At 57.4% G+C, this 18,732-nt stretch carries 15 protein-coding genes; 1 reads left to right on the top strand and 14 read right to left on the bottom strand.

Features of this window, described 5'->3' with window-relative positions:
* The 9 genes from DFK18_RS08625 to DFK18_RS08585 form a co-directional block, all read right to left on the bottom strand.
* Positions 1–3,045, bottom strand: coding sequence for an efflux RND transporter permease subunit (locus DFK18_RS08625; protein ID WP_114417858.1), 3,045 nt, complete (start codon positions 3,043–3,045; stop codon positions 1–3).
* A gap of 10 nt (positions 3,046–3,055) precedes the next feature.
* On the bottom strand, positions 3,056–4,111 hold the full coding sequence (locus DFK18_RS08620) for an efflux RND transporter periplasmic adaptor subunit (protein WP_114417857.1): 1,056 nt from the start codon (positions 4,109–4,111) through the stop codon (positions 3,056–3,058).
* Positions 4,108–4,668, bottom strand: coding sequence for a TetR/AcrR family transcriptional regulator (locus DFK18_RS08615; protein ID WP_114417856.1), 561 nt, complete (start codon positions 4,666–4,668; stop codon positions 4,108–4,110). Before DFK18_RS08615 ends, DFK18_RS08620 begins: the two co-directional genes overlap by 4 nt.
* A gap of 101 nt (positions 4,669–4,769) precedes the next feature.
* Positions 4,770–6,158: a siroheme synthase CysG gene (gene cysG / locus DFK18_RS08610; protein ID WP_114417855.1), complete on the bottom strand. Its 1,389-nt coding sequence runs from the start codon at positions 6,156–6,158 to the stop codon at positions 4,770–4,772.
* A 35-nt stretch (positions 6,159–6,193) separates the two neighbouring features.
* A complete protein-coding gene (locus tag DFK18_RS08605) occupies positions 6,194–6,931 on the bottom strand; it encodes a phosphoadenylyl-sulfate reductase (RefSeq protein ID WP_114417854.1) in 738 nt (245 codons plus the stop codon).
* Positions 6,921–7,421 (bottom strand): DUF934 domain-containing protein, encoded by a 501-nt coding sequence (locus DFK18_RS08600; protein ID WP_114417853.1) that lies wholly within the window; start codon positions 7,419–7,421, stop codon positions 6,921–6,923. Before DFK18_RS08600 ends, DFK18_RS08605 begins: the two co-directional genes overlap by 11 nt.
* A 124-nt stretch (positions 7,422–7,545) precedes the next feature.
* The gene (locus DFK18_RS08595; RefSeq protein WP_114417852.1) at positions 7,546–8,997 is read right to left on the bottom strand and encodes a nickel-dependent hydrogenase large subunit; all 1,452 of its coding nucleotides are present in this window, start codon (positions 8,995–8,997) and stop codon (positions 7,546–7,548) included.
* Positions 8,997–9,995, bottom strand: coding sequence for an NADH-quinone oxidoreductase subunit B family protein (locus DFK18_RS08590; protein ID WP_114417851.1), 999 nt, complete (start codon positions 9,993–9,995; stop codon positions 8,997–8,999). Before DFK18_RS08590 ends, DFK18_RS08595 begins: the two co-directional genes overlap by 1 nt.
* Positions 9,988–11,358, bottom strand: coding sequence for a PAS domain-containing sensor histidine kinase (locus DFK18_RS08585; protein WP_114417850.1), 1,371 nt, complete (start codon positions 11,356–11,358; stop codon positions 9,988–9,990). The genes DFK18_RS08590 and DFK18_RS08585 overlap by 8 nt, the downstream gene beginning before the upstream one ends.
* Positions 11,359–11,617: 259 nt before the next feature.
* Here DFK18_RS08585 and DFK18_RS08580 point away from each other — a divergent pair, with 259 nt between their 5' ends.
* Positions 11,618–12,202, top strand: a complete 585-nt coding sequence (locus DFK18_RS08580; protein WP_114417849.1) for a HupE/UreJ family protein — start codon at positions 11,618–11,620, stop codon at positions 12,200–12,202.
* A gap of 328 nt (positions 12,203–12,530) precedes the next feature.
* Here the strand turns inward: DFK18_RS08580 and hypE are convergent, their stop codons facing one another.
* From hypE to DFK18_RS08555, 5 genes are read right to left on the bottom strand one after another with little or no spacing between them, the layout of a single operon-like run.
* Positions 12,531–13,556 (bottom strand): hydrogenase expression/formation protein HypE, encoded by a 1,026-nt coding sequence (gene hypE / locus DFK18_RS08575; protein ID WP_114417848.1) that lies wholly within the window; start codon positions 13,554–13,556, stop codon positions 12,531–12,533.
* Positions 13,557–13,559: 3 nt separating this feature from the next.
* The gene (hypD, locus tag DFK18_RS08570; protein ID WP_114417847.1) at positions 13,560–14,699 is read right to left on the bottom strand and encodes a hydrogenase formation protein HypD; all 1,140 of its coding nucleotides are present in this window, start codon (positions 14,697–14,699) and stop codon (positions 13,560–13,562) included.
* 5 nt (positions 14,700–14,704) lie between these two features.
* The gene (locus tag DFK18_RS08565) at positions 14,705–14,935 is read right to left on the bottom strand and encodes a HypC/HybG/HupF family hydrogenase formation chaperone (protein ID WP_114417846.1); all 231 of its coding nucleotides are present in this window, start codon (positions 14,933–14,935) and stop codon (positions 14,705–14,707) included.
* The gene (hypF, locus tag DFK18_RS08560; protein ID WP_114417845.1) at positions 14,907–17,273 is read right to left on the bottom strand and encodes a carbamoyltransferase HypF; all 2,367 of its coding nucleotides are present in this window, start codon (positions 17,271–17,273) and stop codon (positions 14,907–14,909) included. Before hypF ends, DFK18_RS08565 begins: the two co-directional genes overlap by 29 nt.
* Positions 17,270–18,721 (bottom strand): sigma-54-dependent transcriptional regulator, encoded by a 1,452-nt coding sequence (locus DFK18_RS08555; protein WP_114417844.1) that lies wholly within the window; start codon positions 18,719–18,721, stop codon positions 17,270–17,272. Before DFK18_RS08555 ends, hypF begins: the two co-directional genes overlap by 4 nt.
* Positions 18,722–18,732: the final 11 nt, after the last annotated feature.

The raw sequence follows: 18,732 nt of genomic DNA, 5'->3' as shown, positions 1-18,732 counted from the left end.
CTAAGGCGTTTTTTTATTCCTGAGTAGCAGCCCATCATAAAGTAGCGGCACAGCGATCAGTGTCAGCAGGGTCGCAAAAGCCAGCCCGCCCATGATGGTGACTGACATACTGGCAAAAAATGCATCAAAGAGTAAGGGTAGCATACCCAGAATCGTGGTACCTGCTGCCAGGAAAACCGGGCGCAAGCGGCTGACACTGGCTTCCAGCAAGGCTTGACGCTGATCCCTGACCTGAGTCAACTGAAAGTCGATTTCATCCACCAGCACGATTGCATTCTTCATCAGCATACCTGACAGACTCAAAAAGCCCAGTAGCGCAGTAAAACTGAACGGCAGACCACTGAGCAAAAGCCCCAAAACCACGCCGGTGGCCGACATGGGCACCACCAGCCACACCACCAGAGGCTGCTTCAGACGCCCGAACAGGAGCACCGACACCACCAGCATCACCAGAAAACTCAAGGGCAGCTGCTGCGCCAGAGAAGCCTGGGCTTCCGAGGAGTTTTCATATTCACCTCCCCACTCCAGAGCATAGCCGGGCGGTAATTCCAGCGCCTCGATTGAACTGCGTACCTGAGACAAGGCTTCTGCGGCGGTTACGCCCGGCCGAGGCTCGGCTTCCACTGTCAGGGTTCTGACCCGATTGCGTCGATGAATACGGGCTTCTTCGGCCACCAGTTCAAAATCGGAAACCACCTGAGTCAGGGGCACATAGGCCCTTTCCACACTACTCCAAATCAGGCGATCCCTCAGGCGCTCGGGCTTCAGGCGCTCTTCTTCGGGAGGCCGGGCAATAATCGGCAGCTGCTCCACCCCTTCACGATAGATACCGGCCTTGACCCCGGTGGTCGAATATTCCAGGGCTTCGGCCAGATCATGGCGACTGATTCCGGCGTATCTTGCTCTTTCTTCATTAAAAAGCGGTGACAGGGTCAGCTCTCTTTCACCCCAGTTGTGGCGCACATCGCGGATGTCCGAATTATCGCGCAGGATTTGCATGGCTTGCTGGCCCAGATGGCGCAGGGTTTCGGCATCGGATCCGGAAAAACGCGCCTGCAGCTTGGCCCCGCCACCGGGGCCGAATTCCAGTCGCTGGGTATAGATGCGAGCCTGAGGGTACTCGCGCCCCAGATCCTGGCGCAGCTGCTGAGTCAGCACGGGAATCTGATCCAGACTTTCCACACGCACAATCAGTTGGGCATAGGAAGGGTCCGGTTGGCGGGGATCGTAGGTCAGCATAAAACGGCTGGCCCCCTGGCCGATAAAGCTGGCCACACTAACCACACCTTCCGCCGCCATTACCTCCTGCTCAATTGCCTCGATATCCCGGGCCGTGGCACGAATATCCGTGCCCTGGGGCAGGTGGTAATTAATATAAAAAAGTGGCGTATTGGAGGCGGGAAAGAAAGCCTGTTTGACCCAACCAAAACCGGCGTAGCTACCCAGAGTCAGCAATAGCAGGCAGGTGAGTGTCAGTCCACGGTGCTTGAGTGCTTTTTTAAGACTCTGCAAATAAAAGGCATAGATACGCCCGGAATAGATTTCAGTCGTGTCGCCAGAGGCACTGGCCCGGAACAGATAATGCCCCAGCAAGGGGGTCACAGTGACAGCCAGCACCCAGCTTAGCAGCAGGGAAATGCCGATTACGGCAAAGAGAGAAAACAAAAACTCACCGGTGGCATCCGGGGAAAGACCGATACCGGCAAAGGCCATAATCCCGATTACCGTTGCCCCCAAAAGCGGCAACTGGGTACGGGAGACCGCATCTTCAGCGGCGGCCAGCGAACCCAGGCGTTTTTGCATGTTGATCAACATGCCTTCGGCGACAACGATGGCATTATCCACCAGCATCCCCATGGCAATGATCAGGGCCCCCAGGGAGATGCGTTCCATCTCGATATGGAAGATACGCATGAAAAACAGCGTCCCCATAACGGTTAGAAACAGGGTGGCACCCACCACCAGGCCAACCCGCCAGCCCATGAAAATACACAGCACCCCGATCACGATAGCGACCGAAAGCGCCAGGTTAATCATAAAGCTGTCTATGGCTTCATCCACCACCCGGTGCTGTTCATAAATCGGATGGAGGGTGACGCCCAGCGGGATCTGACTTTCCAGCGAGGCCAGATGGGCATCCACGGCCTCGCCCACCTTGACGATATTCGTATCAGCCACCCCGGCAATCGCCAGGGTAAAAGCGGCCTCGCCATCGAAGCGAATCACCTCGTCGGGAATTTCCTGGCGCTGGCGTTTGATCTCGGCAATATCGATCAGGCTGATTTGCTCGGTGGTGCCCACCTGCCCCACGCGCAGGGCTTCCAGGCTGGCCAGCGAATCCAGCCCCGGCCGGGGCACAATGCGGATACTCTGGTCTTCAACCCTGATTTCGCCGCCCTGCTCCACCGAGTTTTCCAGTTGCAGGGTATTGAGCAGCTGTTCAATGGGTAACCCCAAACGCGCCAGCTTTTCGTGGGAAACTTCGATGTAGATGCTTTCCTGGGGTTCCCCCCGAGTGGAAACCTTGGCCACTCCGGGTACCGTCAGCAGTTCACGGCGTAGAAAACGTGACAGCTCACGAATTTCATCGTCACTGTAGCCTTCTGCAGTGACCGCATAGAAAATCCCGAAAACGTCACCAAAGTCATCCACCACCCGTGAAGAGCCGCTGCCCGGTGGCAATTGCAATTGGGCATCATTGACCTTGCGACGCAATTCATCCCAGATCTGGGGAATGGCATCCCCCTGGTAGGTATCCTTGATTTCCACAGTGATTTCCGACAGCCCCGGCAAAGAGCGGGATTCAATCAGATCCAGCTGGGAAAGCTGTTGGATGGCCGATTCCATCTGCTCGGTGACCTCCTCTTCCACTTCCGTGGCAGTGGCCCCCGGATAGGGGGTGATCACCAGAGCCTGCTTGATGGTAAAGGCCGGATCTTCCAGACGACCCAGCGTCATCAGGGCCCAGATCCCCCCCAAAAAGCACAGAAGAATCAACAGCCAGGTGTTGATAGGCCGTTCAATCGACCAGTGCGCAGCATTCATGAGGTTATCCTTAAAACTGACTGAAGGGGCGGACACGCATGCCCGGATGCAGATGAGTGCCTCCGGCGGTAACCACCTGCTCGCCTGCCTCGGCACCGGCTAGTATTTCGATACGATCACCGGCCAGACGGCCGACCTCCACTTGGCGCTTTTCCACGGTGCCGCTTTGTGGCTGGAAAACCCAGACAAAAAAGGTGCCGTCACTGGAAGCGTTAATGGCACTGGCGGGAAGATCCAGATGCGGATGCAGGGCTTCTTCAGAAGTCGGGGTGACTCTCACGGTAGCGGTCATGCCGGGTAGCAGATTCATGCCCTCAGGCGGCTGAAAACCAAAGGTCACCTGGTAAGTCTGAACGACTCGATCCGGCTCGGTGGCATGTTCACGGTATTCAAGGGCTAGCGGCTGCTCCTCGCGACCGGGCAGCAGCAATTCGGCGGCTACCTGATCCGGCGTATTCACCTTGCGCACCAGGTCTTCGGGCACACTGATATGAACCCGCAGCTCGGTAACATCCTGAATGCGAACCACCGGAGTGCCAGCGGACAAATTGACATAGGGGTCAACCAGGCGTCGGGTAATCAGGGCATTAAACGGGGCTTCTATGCGAGTAAAGGAGAGATTACGTCTGGCGGCATTCAAGCCCAGTTCAGCCAGGCGTAATTGATCCCTGGCTTCATCAACCACCGCAGGAGAAACCGAATTATTCTCCAGCAGCGTCTGCTTGCGCCTCAGGTCTCTTTCCGCCTGATTCAGTCGAACCTTAGCTTCCTCCACCGCCAGTTGGAAATTGGTCGGGTCCAATTGCGCCAAGAGGCTGCCTGTTTCCACCTGGCTACCCTGACGAACCGGTAAACTCAGGAGCTGTCCCCCGACCTGAAAAGAAAGATCAACGCTACTGACGGCATCAATTCGCCCGACAAAGCGACGACTGGCTGTAGAGCGATGATCACCCAGGGTTTCCACCCTCACGCTGGTCAGGGAGGTGTTATTTTCGGCAACCAGATTCGGGGCCAGAAGGCTGGCTCCGAGAAAAAGGAGGCCAACAAGCAGCAGTTGCCTTTTCATGGGCGCACGCCTTCGGCAGCTTCATCCAGGCGTTGAAATAGCTGTTGTCTTTTTTCCTCGTCAAAGGGCAAGAGACCCAGCATATCCATTAGCATCATGCCTTCGCCAGCGGCCCAGATTAACGAGGCCTGATCCGGATCTTCGGCTTCATCACGGATCTGCTGCTGACGACGCGCCATTTCCGCACGCAGGGGCTGCAAGAGATCGAGATTTTCAGCTCCGGCAGCCAGGATGGCCATGGGAATATTGTGATCCAGTTGCTGAAGCTGCTGAATCACCTGGATCACCGAGCGTAGGGTGGCATTTTTTTCACCGGCCAGCTCTTCGCGACGAGTCTCTACCAGCGGCTTGTAGGTATCGACAAGGCGTTCCAGCAGGGCCGTCATCAAGGCATCTTTACCGGAGAAGTTGTAAAGAACACCACCCTTGGTGAGGCCTGCCTCCTTGGCGACAGAATCCAGGCTGACCTTATTGGCACCCTTGTTAACAGCGACCCGCTGGGCTGCATCGAGAATTGCACCGCGGGAATTATTACGCCGCCTTGGTTTATCAGTCATGACCACCTCAAAAATAGACCAATCAGTATAGTTAGTAACTGAATGGTATAGTTAACTCAGAGGGCTGACAAGCAAATAACTGATAAAAAAGACCAATAAGTCTAATAGTTTGTATTAAACCAGGCCAACCTGGGCTGCAACTCCACCACTTCACCCACGATTATCAGGGCTGGAGCAGGCAGCTGCGCCTCTTGCTGTTGGGCCACGATGGTTTCCAGGGTGCCGGTAATCACTCGCTGCTGGGGCGTACTCCCCTGAGAGACCAGGGCAATTCGAGTGGTTGCTGGCTTGCCCTTTTCCAAAAGACCCTGAACGATCAGCTCCAGGGTGTGCAACCCCATATAAAAAACCAGGGTCTGGTTGGGGTCCGCCATCTCCTCGAAATTAAGCTCGCTGGTACGGTTTTTAAGCTGACCGGTCACCAGTTTGACGGACTGAGCATAATCACGATGCGTGAGGGGAATACCGGCATAGGCAGAACAGGCATTGGCGGCAGTGATACCCGGCACCACCTGGAAGGGAATACCGGCTCCCTTCAATTCTTCCAGCTCTTCGCCACCACGCCCAAAAACAAAGGGGTCGCCTCCCTTGAGACGCACGACCCGGTGGCCGGCGCGTGCCTTATCTACCAGAAGACGATTAATGCCTTCCTGGGGCAGACTGTGATGATCGCGTTTTTTGCCCACATAGATCATCTCGGCATCCCGGCGGCAGAGATCCAGCACCTCGGCGGAAACCAGGCGATCATAGAGGACCACATCGGCCTGCTGCATCAGGCGCAGGGCTTTGAAGGTCAGGAGTTCGGGATCACCGGGGCCAGCACCAACCAGATAGACCTCACCCACGCCGGTTTCTTCATCTGCTTTGTCCAGCTGTTCCTGGAGGAGTTTTTCCGCTTCCTGCATCTGCCCGGAAAAAACTCTTTCGGCAATCGTGCCGCTAAAAGTGTCTTCCCAAAACTTACGTCGGCGATTGATCGAACCGAAGCGCTGCTTGACGGCTTCACGAAAACGTCCGGCCAATTGCCCCAAATCGCTGTAGCGGCTGGGAATCCAGGTTTCCAGTTTGGCCCTGAGCAGGCGCGCCAGCACCGGTGCCTTGCCGCTAGAGGAGATACCGATGACCAGCGGGGAACGATCAAGAATGGCGGGAAAGACAAAGGTGCAGAGTGCCGGGTCATCGACGACATTAATGGCCAGTTGGCGAGCGACTGCTTCCTCGTAAACCCGACGGTTGAAAGTGCGATCATCGGTGGCAGCGATTACCAGTGCCTGGCCATCCAGGTGCTCACTAAGGAATTCCCGGGCCAGCCACTGCCCCTGATGATCATCCAGCAGCTGTTGCAGCTCCGGGTGCAGCTCATGCGCCACCACTTCGACCCGGGCACCGGCACGAACCAGCAGGCGAGCCTTGCGTAAAGCCACTTCACCACCGCCAATCAGAAGCAGGGAACGCCCCTGCAAGCGGAAAAATAAAGGCAAATAGTCCAAGACACACCTCGGCTCAACAGAAAAGCAATCGATCCTTAACGCTGATGCAGCCCGCATTCACGGGTTTCGGGGTTTTCCCACCACCAGCGGCCGGAACGCGGATCATCACCGGCAGCAACGGCACGGGTGCAGGGGGCACAGCCAATGCTGGGGTAACCCTGATCGTGCAGTCGGTTATAAGGCAACTTGAGACCACGAATCGCCTGCCAAACCTCTCCTTCACTCCAGTCATACAAGGGGCTCAGCTTTTGCAGGCCATTGCCTTCATCCCACTGGCTGTATTCCAGTTGATCACGGGTAACCGACTGTTCACGACGTAAGCCGGTAATCCAGGCTGTTTTACCCTGCAAGGCACGCTTCAGGGGTTCCAGCTTGCGCACGCCACAGCAGGCTTTGCGCAATTCCTGGGATAGATAAAAGGCATTGACGCCTTCTTTTTCCACAAAAGCCTGGAGTTCTTGCGACTGCGGATAGTAAACCTTCAGGGTTAGTTGCGGCCAGCGACGACGCACCTGATCCAGCAGGGTCAGGGTTTCTTCGGGCAGGCGTCCGGTATCCAGCACAAAATGTTCGATTTCCGGCTGATGGCTGGCCAGAACTCCGGTCAAGAGGGCATCTTCAGCACCCAGACTGTTGGCAAAGGTCAGGCCTTCACCATAATCCTGCCGGGCCTGCTGTAAACGCTGCACCAGGGTATCCAGCTTGGCCTGGAGATCAGCATCCAGGTCCACCTGGGGCTGACTGCCGGGTTCCAGATAGGCATCAAGAGACATGACCTTCCTCCCCGACGCGCTTCACGCCTGGTTGGTAGTGCACACTGATTTCTGTGAAAGCACCCAGATCCGTAGCATCAAAACGTTCGGCAGGAATATCAAAGGCATCAAAACCGCAACGCTCCATGTAGGCCAGGCGGTCACGAGCCACATCACCACGTGCCCGCAGTTCGCCTTTAAAACCGGCCCGACGCAAAAGGCGAGCCTGACTGAAACCGCGACCGTCACGGAATACCGGGAATTCAATGGCCACCAGTTCCAGTTGCTCGACCCAGGGCAGTAGCAGATCCACTTCTTCTTCGGTGGTCAGCCAGGCACCCAGGGCTCTTTCTTCGGCCAGTTGGGCCACTTCCAGTTCAGCCAGATGGCTGGCGGGCAACACAGCCGCTTGCGGCCAGGCATCAGCAGGCAGTTCGCCGGTTTCTGCATCCGGGTAGATAAACTGCCAGGGATCCTTTTCCACGGCTTGACGGTTGACTAACAGGGGCATGAGCCTCTCCTCTATCATCTTGACTTAGTCAGGCAGTCTAACGGCAAGAAGGAGAAACAAAAAATACTAACTAGAGCTTTTTATATTTCAAAAAGGAATATAAAAAGGATTTTTCAAGCTGCTATTAGTGCACCGTGCAAACCATACAGGGATCAAAACTGCGCAGGATGTGCTGAACCCGAACCGAATCCCGGCCGGGATCTTCCACCTGGGTGCCTGCCAGGGCTTTTTCCAGCGCTCCCGGTTGTTGCTGGCTATCCCTGGGTGAAAAGTTCCAGGTGGTGGGGGCCACGATTTGATAGTGGGTAATGCGGCCTTTTTCCAAACGCAGCCAATGGCCCAGGCTGCCACGGGCCGCTTCCATCAGACCCGCACCTTCCCCGGAGCCCATCTCCTCGGCGTGAACAGCAAAGGGTTGCTCGGGTTGCAGGGCTGCGGCCCAGTGTTCCATTTCCGGAAGCAGCCGCGCCAATTCCAGCAAACGGGCCAGTACTCGGGTATGCACCGAGCCTCCCTGCTCGCGAACCAGAGCAGTCAGCAGGGGCTGGCCTGCGACCAGGGCGCGGGCCAGCGCCCCTGTTTCCATTACCTGTCCATCCAGGCGTGGAGCCTTGCACCAGGAGTAGGCCTCATCTTTTTCCACCACTGGACGGGTAGACCCCTGGCGCGGATGCCTTGCAGGCTCCTCTTCCAGCCAGGCGTGACTGACATCCTCGGCGATGGCGTTCGTATCCAGAGGCTGGTAACCCTCCTGAAGATTCCAGGTGCCTGCAGGTAGCAGTTTTTGCCCCTGCAGGGAAAAATTACCGTAGCTCAGAAAATGATCATAACCCCGGCCCAACTGATCCAGCCGAAGTTCGCGGCTCAAATGCAGAAAAGTACGCAAATCCCCAGTCTGCCAGGATTCTTCCGCTTCCCAGGCGGCCAGCTCTTGCGGGCTGCTCAGGGCATTTATCCGCTCCAGGGGCGCAGCGAAGGTTTCCTTTTCCAGAAAGTTACGAAAACTGCGCAGGAGCGTCAGCAATTGCAGGCGCTCCTGGGGGCGCACCGGTTTGCTGGAACCACCCGGCTGCAAACTCAGGGTATGCGGCCACTTACCCCCCAGTAAGCCCAGGATATGCAAAAACTGGGCTCTGGCTGGCAGCACCGTCTTGGCAGCTTCGCCTTTGATGGCTTGAAAACGCCGGGCGATCTGCGGGTACCAGCTGGCGGAAGAATAATCGGCGCGGGCAAAATCCGGCATAAAGAAAAGATAAAAATGCGTCAGCAGATCCGCCAGGGATTCGTTGGCCAACATCAGGTTACGACAGAGTTCGCCATTGGCGGGTGCCTCTAGCTGCAGTGCCTCAGCCAGGGCCAGGGCGGAAGCCTGGCTTTGACTGACCGAACAGATGCCACAAATACGCGGGGCATAAACCAGGGCATCCAGAGCGGGTTTGCCCACCAGCAGCTGTTCAAAACCACGATAGAGGGTGGAGTTGACTCGGGCCTCACGAATGACAGAGCCATCCAGTTCCAGGCTGATATCCAGGTCACCTTCAACCCGGTTGATGGGTCCTAACAGAATACGCGACATCAGTTATTTTTCTTGTGCTTGATCGTGGGTGGATAAATCAGTTGCTCAGCCACAGCGTTATCTCTCAGTCTCTGCGGTGTGGCTGCCTTGGACAGGGAAGCCAGGGCAACAAACCAGGCCTTGGGCATATCCCTGGGCAGGCCGACAGGAATCCCCGCCAACTTGGGGGTTTCCAGAAAGGTTGACCGGGGCTCTTCAAATTCCGGTGCCGTGCAGTTGATGCAGGGGTAGCCGCCCTGAATACAGGAACCCTGACCATTCCAGGGTCGGGTATTGCAATCGGCATGAGCCTGAGTCCCCAGACAGCCCAAGTGTTCCATCATACAGCCCTGCTGACCCAGTTGCTCGGCACTGGCCTTGTATTCATAGTATTCATTACGGGCACAGCCATGGTGAACCAGGGAATCAGTATAGAGGCGTGGCCGTTGCCAGGCATCATAACGCTGCCGGTCGGGAGCATCCCAGACCAGTTCCATCAGGGTTTCCAGCACCCATTCCGGATGGGTAGGGCAACCGGCCACATTAATCACCGGCAAACCACTGTGGGCGCGATATTCACTACCCAGCAGACCTCCGGGCAATTCACCTTCATACTGCAGGCCCGTGGCTTCAGAGGGATTGATACCGGCCGAGGTCATGCCGCCATAGGCTGCACAGCTACCGATCGCCAGGGTATAGCGGGCTTTTTCGGCCAACTGGCGGACCCATTCCATCATGGGAATACCCGTTCCACCCAGCAGGTGAAAGCGCCCCGTCCCCTGAGGGCCTTGTAACACCGCACCCTCCAGGCATAAAAAATCCAGGGCCAGCTCGCCCTCCAGAATCCGCTGCAACAAGGCATGCACTTCGGAGCCGGTTTCTTCACTCAGGGAGGGGTGCCAGAGTAGCTCAATACCTGCTGCTTCCAGGCGGGTGAGCAGATCCGGGGACTCGGCATTGAGCAGGGACATGGTGCAGCCACCACAGCCACCGGATTGCAGCCAGAGCAGGTTAGCCATGTGGAGACTCCTCGTCATCGGGGGGCAGGGGTAATTCCAGGCGCGCCAGCATTCCCCGAGGCGGGGTTTCTGCAGCAGGCGGGTCGATTTTCTTCAGCGTCAGGGAACCTTGATGCTCGCTTACAATACCATAACTGATCGACAGACCCAGCCCTGTGCCCTGCCCGACCGGCTTGGTGGTGTAAAAGGGATCAAACAAGCGCGACAGGTCTTCATCGGAAACGCCGGGGCCATTGTCTTCCAGAGTTAGCCAGGCTTTATCCACGGTCTGCCCTGCAGTAATCACCAGGCGTGGATGCGGCTGGTCATGGACGGCATCCACGGCATTTTGCAGCAAATTGACAATGACCTGATGGATTTGTCCGGAATGGCCGTAGGCTTCCAGATGTTCAGGGAGGTGGGTGATCACCTCCAACTGACCGGGGGAATCCTTGGTAATCCAGTGCAGGGCCGAGCAAACCACATGCAAGAGATCAAAAGCCGCTTTTGAGGTCTTTTGGGTCGAGGAAAACTGGCGCAGATCATCGACAATATCCCTGACTCGCCCGGCCCCTTCCAGGGTGCCTTCAACCAGGGAATCCAGGTCGGCAATCAACTTGTCCAGGCGCAGTTCTTCGCGCAGGGCTGCCAGACTCTGGCGATCCTCACCGGCATGTACGGCATCAAAATAACGGGTCAAACGCCGGGTATAACCGCGCAGGGCATGCATATTGCCATAGATAAAACTGATGGGATTATTCAGCTCATGGGCTACACCGGCCACCAGCCGCCCCAGGGAGGCCATTTTCTCCGCCTGCACCAGACGCTCCTGGGCCAGCTTCAATTCCGCATGGGCCTGATGGAGTTCCTTGAAGGCACGCTGGAGTTCCCCCAGAGGGCGTCCGGCCACCACGATTCCCACCAGGCGACCTCGCTGACTGAAACGTGCGGAACAGTTCAGGGCCAGGGGAACCGGCCCCTCCTTGCCTTCCAGTTCCACTTCCAGATCACGTACCGGCTCTACCCTGACCTGCTGCAGAGCCTGCTGCAGGCGTTGCTGGCAGGCTCCTTCACAAAGACTGATCAGGGCTGCGCCAATAAAATCCTCGGCCGAACGGCCCGTCAATTCTTCACAGGCCCGATTGACCTGCTGCACCCGGCCTTCATGGTCACAGGCGATCAAAAGATCACTCATGGCCGACTGCACACTATCGAAAAAGCTGCGCGCCTCTTCCAGCGCCGCATTCTGCTCTTCAATCTGCACCTGATAGCCCACCAGATCCGCATAGGCTTCATCCATTTTGCGGATCACTTCCACCCAGGCCTCATCAGTAAAAGACTGAAGGTCGGGTAAATAATCAGTGAGCTGGCTCTCTTTGTCCATAAAAAACCCCGGCGGGTGAAAGGCGACTTACCTGTTAAGGATACAGGATGCAAAGCAGGCAACCACCCCAAAAAAGCCTTTGCTGGGACGCAAGCTTGCCTTCACGCTGCCAAGCAAGGACTATGCCCCGCTCAAGCTGCAGCTGGCGAAGCTCAGCAAAGACAAGGACAAAAATCCACTAACAGGCAGTAACTGGCATTTGTTTTGCTTATGATTATCCGAATGCCGTCCAAATATAAAAGGAAACTAAGGAAGAAACATGCAAACTTTTCCTGCGATGACTCGTTTACTGGCCGTTTGCCTGGGCCTTTTACTGCCCGGCCTGGCTCTTGCCCACACCGGCGACCACCTGCACCTGCAAAATGGTTTTCTGAGCGGTCTCCTGCACCCCCTGAGTGGCTGGGATCACCTGCTGGCCATGATTACTCTGGGCCTGCTGGCCGGCCTGCACCAGGGCCGTATGCAACTGCTGCTGCCTGCCTGCTTCCTGGTTGCCCTGCTGGGCGGTTACCTGGCAGGTCTGGCTGGGGTAATCCTGCCCTGGTTTGAAGTGGGTATTGCCGCTTCCCTGCTGATCTTCGGCCTGCTGGTCACCAGTCGCCTGCGCCTGCCTGCTGCCGGTCTGCTCTTCCTCGCTGCCGGCTTTGCCGCCTTCCACGGTTCTGCACATGGTGTGGAAGCGGTGGGTAACAGCCTGGGCTTCGGACTGGGACTGCTACTGGCCAGCCTGCTGCTTCACCTGACCGGGGTGATGATTGCCCGCTCCGCCCTGGGCAGCTTTCCCCTCGCCCTGCGCGGTGCCGGTGTTGCCGTCAGCTGTACCGGCCTGCTGCTACTGATCTAAAGGCTTACAGCCCGATGGCTGGAAACACTTGATTTAAGAGACCTCTGATCAACGTTACGAGTGCAGGTCAGAGCTGAATTCATTCCTGATGAATTCCAGCACTTCCTACATCCATGTAGGTCGCCATCGAAACTGACTGAAAAAGCGGAGTTTACAGCGAGTAAATGAGCATTTTGAAGTCCGTTTCAACGCAGTAGTTAATCAGTGGTTTCTGATCTCCCTCTTGATGCGACGGTTAACCACCGTCGCTTTTTTATTGCCTACAAACCAGGTAACAGCTAAACCGGCCCCTTCTTCAAGAGGCCAGCTCAAGAGTTATCGGGGGTTCCTAGCAAATCCTGGGCAACTGATCCCCCTGCAACCAGTCAACAATACGCTGGCCACCAAAACTGGTTTTCATCTGCACCAGGTGGCGATCATCTTCCACAACCTCGCCGATAATGGCTGCGTCCTCTCCCTGGGGGTGAGCCTGCATGGCGGCCAACAGAGCCTCGGCTTCCTCGGCCGGACATATGGCCACCAGCTTGCCTTCATTGGCAGAATAGAGGGGGTCCAGCCCCAGAAATTCACAGGCGGCTTTGACGGCCGGTCTCAAGGGCAGTTGGTCTTCATTGATCAGCATGCCGACTCCGGATTGACGCGCCAGCTCATTCAGACTGGTGGCCAATCCGCCACGGGTGGGGTCGCGCAGGCAGCGCAAGCCCGGTGCTGCTTGCAGCATCACCTCGACCAGTTCGTGTAAAGCCTGGGAATCCGATTGGATTTCCGACTCGAAGCCCAGGTTTTCACGCAGGGACAAGAGAGTCACCCCGTGATCGCCCAGATAACCGGAAACCAGCAGCTGGTCACCGGGGCGGGCCAGATCTCCGGAGAGATGAACGCCTTCAGGCAGAACCCCCACACCACTGGTGGTGATAAACACCCCGTCGCCCTTGCCTTTTTCCACCACCTTGGTGTCCCCGGTCACAATGGGCACCCCGGCCTTTTTCGAGGCAGCAGCCATGGATTCCACCAGGCGCTTGAGATCAGCCAGGGGATAGCCTTCTTCGAGGATAAAAGCCGCGGACAGGTAAGCGGGACGAGCCCCGGCCATGGCCAGGTCATTGACCGTGCCATGCACAGCCAGACTGCCGATATCCCCTCCGGGGAAAAACAGGGGAGACACCACATGGGCATCGGTAGCCATCACCAAGCGCCCTGGTGGCAGATCAAAAGCTGCCTGATCGTTTTGCTGTTGCAGCCAGGGGTTATCCAGCAGGGGTAAAAAAAGCTGCTCGATCAAATCACTGGAAGCCTTGCCGCCGCTGCCGTGCAGCATCTCCACTTTACCGCTGTTAAAATTAATTTTTGCCATAAATCAGTTACCTACTGCCAGGATGTCTGCCTTTTGCGGAAGCTGGTGGCGACCATAACTGTAATAGGCCGCACAGGCTCCTTCCGATGAAACCATGCAGGAGCCGAGGGGATTTTCCGGGGTACAGGGGTTACCAAAGAGCTTGCACTCATGTGGCTTGGTCAGCCCGCGCAAAACCGAAGGGCATTCGCAGGCCTTGTTCTCGCGTGAAGCCCCGGCCTGAAAGCTGAAGCGTTTCTCGGTATCCAGGTGGGCCCATTCCGGTTTCAGGCAGAGGGCACTTTCGGGCAGGCTGCCCAGCCCCCGCCATTCAAAACTGTCTCTCAGAGTGAAGATGTCATCACAGAGCTGACGGGCCTTGAGATTGCCCTCTCGGGTCACCGCACGGGTGAATTCATTTTCCACTTCGGCGCGTCCCTGGTTTAGTTGATGAACCAGTTGCAGGATGGCCTGCAGCAAATCCAGGGGTTCAAATCCGGCAATCACCACCGGATAGCCGTATTCACGAGCAAAGGGTTCATAAGCCTGGCTACCGATCACAGTACTGACGTGTGCTGGCCCGATAAAGCCATCCAGCCCCAGGGGGGTATCCCCGGCGAGAATGCCGTGCATGGCTGCCGGTGTGAGGACGTGGTTACAGAAAATGGAGAGGTTCTCCAGCCCGGCCTCGGCTGTCTCACGAACCAGCAGAGCCGTTGGTGGCGTGGTGGTTTCAAAACCTATGGCAAAAAAGACTACCTCCTTATCCGGATTCTGACGGGCCAGTTCCAGACAATCCAGCGGTGAATACACCATCACCACCTGCGCTCCTTCGGATTTGGCCTTGAGCAGGGAAACCCGACCCGAGGCAGGTACCCTGAGCATATCGCCATAGGTACAGAGGATCACCTCTTCACGCCGGGCCAGCTCGATGGCCATATCCAGCCGTGCAATCGGCAGCACACAGACCGGGCAACCGGGACCATGAACCAGTTCAATCTGCGGTGGCAGTAAATCGGTCAGGCCATAGCGAAAAAACGCATGGGTATGGCCGCCACAGAACTCCATCAGCCGGTAGCTACGCTCAGGGTCGACCTCTTCAAGGATTCTTGCGGCCAGCTGGCGAGCCTTGTCACCATCACGAAACTCATCAACGTATTTCATCCGGCTTATTGCTCCTCTTCCTGGGCCTGGAGTTCACCAAAAAGTGCCAGGGTTCTTTCGGCCTCTTCCTGATCCAGCTTTTTCAGAGCCACCCCCACATGCAGGATCACATAGTCCCCCACCTGGGGATCGTCGATCAGGGCGATATTGATATTTTTCTTGATCCCGCCCAGGTTTACCCGGGCGGTCTGATCATCGATCAGGGCTTCAATGGCTACCGGCACGGCCAGGCACATAGGACAACCTCTCATGTAATCGGGATTCATCTTCCTGGAGTGCCCACTGGGCAACCCAGGCCTGCCCCAGCGAAAGTCCGGCATCACCCGGAGAGACTCTGCTGGGAAAATAAACCTGTAAACCTCGGGCCTCCAGGCTGGCAATCAATTGACCACGCAGGAGGGCATTAAAAAAACAGCCACCGGTCAGGACCAACTGCTGCAAGCCCGTTTTCCCGGCCATCTGCACCAGCCACTCACTGAGTCCGTCCACCAGAACCGCATGAAAAAGAGCAGCCCCCTCTTCACGACTGCCGGTCCAGCCAGCCAGCTCGGCCAGCAAGGGCCAGAAACTCAATTCCCCCTGCTGCAAAGTCCAAAGCCGGGGCGGCGAAATGGGTAGAGAAACAGTGGCGGCGGCAGCTTCCAGTAAGAGCGCGGCCTGGGCTTCATAAGCCTGATGAGTGCAAATACCCAGAAGGCCGGCAGCTGCATCAAAGAGACGGCCGCCACTGGTGGTTACAGGGCATAATCCGGGACGCTGCAACACCTTCAACAAGACCTGAAAATGCGGCTCCCTGGCAAACTGCTGTTCCAGCCGGTCGTTTTCTCCCAGTTGCTGCAGCACCGCTGCGGCCAGCCGCCAGGGTTCACGCGCGGCAGCATCCCCGCCCGGAAGCGACAAAGGGGCCAGAGCACCCAAGCGGGTAAAGCCCTGGGTCGTCACGCTGAGTACTTCCCCACCTCTGGCCTGGCCGTCTTCGCCCAGGCCGTGACCATCCAGTACCAGCCCCAGAACCTCCTGGTGCAGGCCGTATTCCGCCATCACCGCCGCCACATGGGCGTGGTGATGCTGAACCTGCAACCAGGGAATTTGCGCTTCTCGGGCTAGCCGCTCGGCCAGGCGCGATGAATAAAAGTCCGGGTGGAGGTCACTGCAAACCAGGCGGGGGCGGGTATCCAGTAGATTACAAAGCTGCTCGACACTGGCCTCCAAACGCTCGCAGGTCGCAGCCTGATCCAGGTCACCAATATACTGGGAAAGGCAGGCTTCGCCCTGGCGGATCAGGCAGCTACTGGTCTTGAGAAAGCCCCCCAGGGCAAGGATTCCCTCCTGACACGGGACTTCCGCTAAGGGCAGATGCAAGGGTGCCCCGCCTCGCCCCGGTCGAACCAGGGCAAAAGGCCGGGCAGCAGCCTGGATCACGGGATCATCCTGGGCCGTAACGATGTCTCTGTCATGCAGCAGCCAAAGATCAGCAATAGCTGCCAACTGCTGTAAAGCCTGATCATTATCAGCCACCAGGGGCTGACCACTGAGATTGGCACTGGTCGCCACCCAGTAGTGAGGACTGGCCTGCTGCATCCAGTCTTCACCCCGAGGGCGTCCCAGTGCTTCATGAAACAGCAGCCAATGCAGCGGTGAAGAGGGCAAAAGCACCCCCAGATCCCTCATGCCCGGGGCCAGCTGCTGCCAGGCCAGGTGTTCTTGTGCAGAGGAGCGGGCAGGCAATAAAAGCAGCGGGGCTGCCGGGGATTGCAGTAGCTGGCGGGCCTCCTGATCCAGCTCGACCAGCGGCTCCAGCGAGGCTGTATTCAGGGCCATCACGGCCAGGGGTTTATCCGGGCGCTGCTTGCGGGCTCGCAGACGTTCGACCGCAGCAGTCTGGTCCGCTGCACAAAGCAGATGAAAACCACTGACGCCCTTGACCGCGAGGATTTGTCCCTGCTGCAAGGCCGACCAGGCCAAGGCCAGAGGATCACCCTCCAGGCGTTGACCTTCAGCATCAGCACACCAAAGCTGAGGGCCGCAGTCTGGGCAAGCATTGGGTTGGGCATGAAAACGTCGATTGCCCGGATCAGCATACTCGTCAGCACAGGATGAGCAGAGTTCAAAGGCCGCCATGCTGGTATAAGGCCGGTCATAGGGCAGCTGGTGAATCAGGCTGTAGCGCGGCCCACAGGCTGTGCAGTTGATAAAGGGATAGCGCCAACGCCGATTATCGGGATCAGACATCTCGGCCAGGCACTGAGAGCAAGGCCGGGTATCGGGTGGGATCACCAGCGCGGGCTTGTCATTGCCTGCCGCGCTGGCCAGGATGCGAAAATCACTGAAGGCTTCGGCTTCCAGCCAGCGGGTTTGCAGGGAGCGGATAACCGCCAGGGAGGTTAGCCGGGCGGGCAGCTGCTCCACAAAAGCATCCAGTTGAGCCCTAGCGCCCTGCAGAAGAATTTCCACCCCGGTGCGGTTATTACAGACCTGTCCGACCAGGGATAAATCCCTGGCGAGACGATAAACTTCCGGTCGAAATCCTACTCCCTGCACCTGTCCCTGCACGCTTAACTGCAGGGTTTTCATGCAGGCGACTCCAGGCCGTAGCGTTCCAGCTTGGCCCGCAAGCCGACGCGGGAAAGCCCCAGTTCATTGGCTGCACGGCTCTTGTTCCAGCGGTTGCGGATCAGGCTTTCCTTGAGCAGCTGCTGCTCCAGCAATTCGATTCTTTCTTTCAGGGAACCGGGATGATCCAGCAGGGGTTGTAATCCTGAGGGTTCCAACTGCGGATGGGAACGCAGGATTTTCTGGCTCAAGAGGTGAGCTTCCAGTTCCTCGGTTTCCGAGAGCACCAACAGACGATTGATCTCATGTTGCAGCTCGCGCACATTGCCCGGCCAGGGGTAGGCCTGAAGCAACTCCATCACCTGCCCGTTAAACCCGCGGGTTTCCCGACCATAGGCCTGGCAGGCCAGCTCCAGAAAGTGTTCGGCCAGCAGCGGAATATCCTGGGGCCGGTGAGCCAGTCCCGGCAATTCCAGGGAAACCCCGGCCAGACGGTAATAGAGGTCTTCGCGAAAACGCCCCTGACGCACCTCTTCTTCCAGATCGCGGTTGGTGGCAGCAATGATGCGAACATTGATCGGGCGCTTACGGCTTTCGCCCATCCGCCGGATTTCCTGCTCCTGAAGAACGCGCAGTAGCATCACCTGAAAAGCCGGTGAGGTATCCCCGATTTCATCCAGGAAAATACTGCCGCCATCAGCCTGTTCAAAAAGGCCGGAGTGGTCACTGACAGCGCCGGTAAAAGCCCCCCGGCGATGACCAAACAGCTCGGAGGCCAGGGTCTCATCCGGGAGCGCCCCGCAGTTTTCCACCACAAAGGGGGCTTCGGCCCTCAGACTGTTGTAGTGCAAGGCTCGGGCAAAAAGCTCCTTGCCACTGCCCGAGGGGCCGGTAATCAAAACGGGAATATCATAGGGGGCCAGACGCGCCAGCTGATCACAAAGGCCATTGAGCGGGCTGGTTTCACTGCGGATGATTTCGGCAAAGGAAAAACGCTGCTTGAGCAGCTGCTTCTTGGCATCCAACTGGTTTTCCAGCTGGGGACCGGTCATCTTGACCTCGGTGGCCAGTTGGGTATTTTCCTTCTGCAGGCTAACCAGCTGGCTGGCATTGCGTACGGCCAAGAGTAGCTGCTCCGGGTGCCAGGGTTTGGTCAGATACTGGAAAATACCCGCCTCGTTCAAACCACGAATGATGTCTTCCGATTCGGTGTAGCCGGACAGGATCAGACGTGCCGTCTGCGGCCAGAGCTCACGCACACGGGTCAAAAAAGCCACGCCGGTTTCATCCGGCATCCGCTGGTCACAGAGAAGAACATCCACCTCCTCTTTTTCCAGCCACTGCATGGCCTCAGCAGCGCTGGATGCCAGAAGGACTTCAAATTCTTCATCCAGCGTCCGCTCCAGGGTTTCCAGCGAGCGGATTTCGTCATCCACACAGAGGACTCGGGGCAGTTTTTTTGCAGACATCTAACCAGCCT

It is taken from the genome of Marinospirillum perlucidum, assembly GCF_003336805.1.
GTDB classification, from domain to species: domain Bacteria; phylum Pseudomonadota; class Gammaproteobacteria; order Pseudomonadales; family Halomonadaceae; genus Marinospirillum; species Marinospirillum perlucidum.
The sequence above is the reverse complement of the archived record's forward strand: the minus strand, read 5'-3'. Positions and strand labels throughout refer to the sequence as shown.

Excerpts from the sequence above, each read along its gene's own strand:
- DFK18_RS08590 (WP_114417851.1), bottom strand. The coding sequence starts at position 9,995 with ATGGCTAACCTGCTCTGGCTGCAATCCGGTGGCTGTGGTGGCTGCACC.
- DFK18_RS08615 (WP_114417856.1), bottom strand. The coding sequence starts at position 4,668 with ATGACTGATAAACCAAGGCGGCGTAATAATTCCCGCGGTGCAATTCTC.
- DFK18_RS08605 (WP_114417854.1), bottom strand. The coding sequence starts at position 6,931 with ATGTCTCTTGATGCCTATCTGGAACCCGGCAGTCAGCCCCAGGTGGAC.
- hypE (WP_114417848.1), bottom strand. The coding sequence starts at position 13,556 with ATGGCAAAAATTAATTTTAACAGCGGTAAAGTGGAGATGCTGCACGGC.
- DFK18_RS08585 (WP_114417850.1), bottom strand. The coding sequence starts at position 11,358 with ATGGACAAAGAGAGCCAGCTCACTGATTATTTACCCGACCTTCAGTCT.
- DFK18_RS08580 (WP_114417849.1), top strand. The coding sequence starts at position 11,618 with ATGCAAACTTTTCCTGCGATGACTCGTTTACTGGCCGTTTGCCTGGGC.
- DFK18_RS08595 (WP_114417852.1), bottom strand. The coding sequence starts at position 8,997 with ATGTCGCGTATTCTGTTAGGACCCATCAACCGGGTTGAAGGTGACCTG.
- DFK18_RS08555 (WP_114417844.1), bottom strand. The coding sequence starts at position 18,721 with ATGTCTGCAAAAAAACTGCCCCGAGTCCTCTGTGTGGATGACGAAATC.
- DFK18_RS08565 (WP_114417846.1), bottom strand. The coding sequence starts at position 14,935 with ATGTGCCTGGCCGTGCCGGTAGCCATTGAAGCCCTGATCGATGATCAG.
- hypD (WP_114417847.1), bottom strand. The coding sequence starts at position 14,699 with ATGAAATACGTTGATGAGTTTCGTGATGGTGACAAGGCTCGCCAGCTG.
- hypF (WP_114417845.1), bottom strand. The coding sequence starts at position 17,273 with ATGAAAACCCTGCAGTTAAGCGTGCAGGGACAGGTGCAGGGAGTAGGA.
- DFK18_RS08620 (WP_114417857.1), bottom strand. The coding sequence starts at position 4,111 with ATGAAAAGGCAACTGCTGCTTGTTGGCCTCCTTTTTCTCGGAGCCAGC.
- DFK18_RS08625 (WP_114417858.1), bottom strand. The coding sequence starts at position 3,045 with ATGAATGCTGCGCACTGGTCGATTGAACGGCCTATCAACACCTGGCTG.
- DFK18_RS08600 (WP_114417853.1), bottom strand. The coding sequence starts at position 7,421 with ATGCCCCTGTTAGTCAACCGTCAAGCCGTGGAAAAGGATCCCTGGCAG.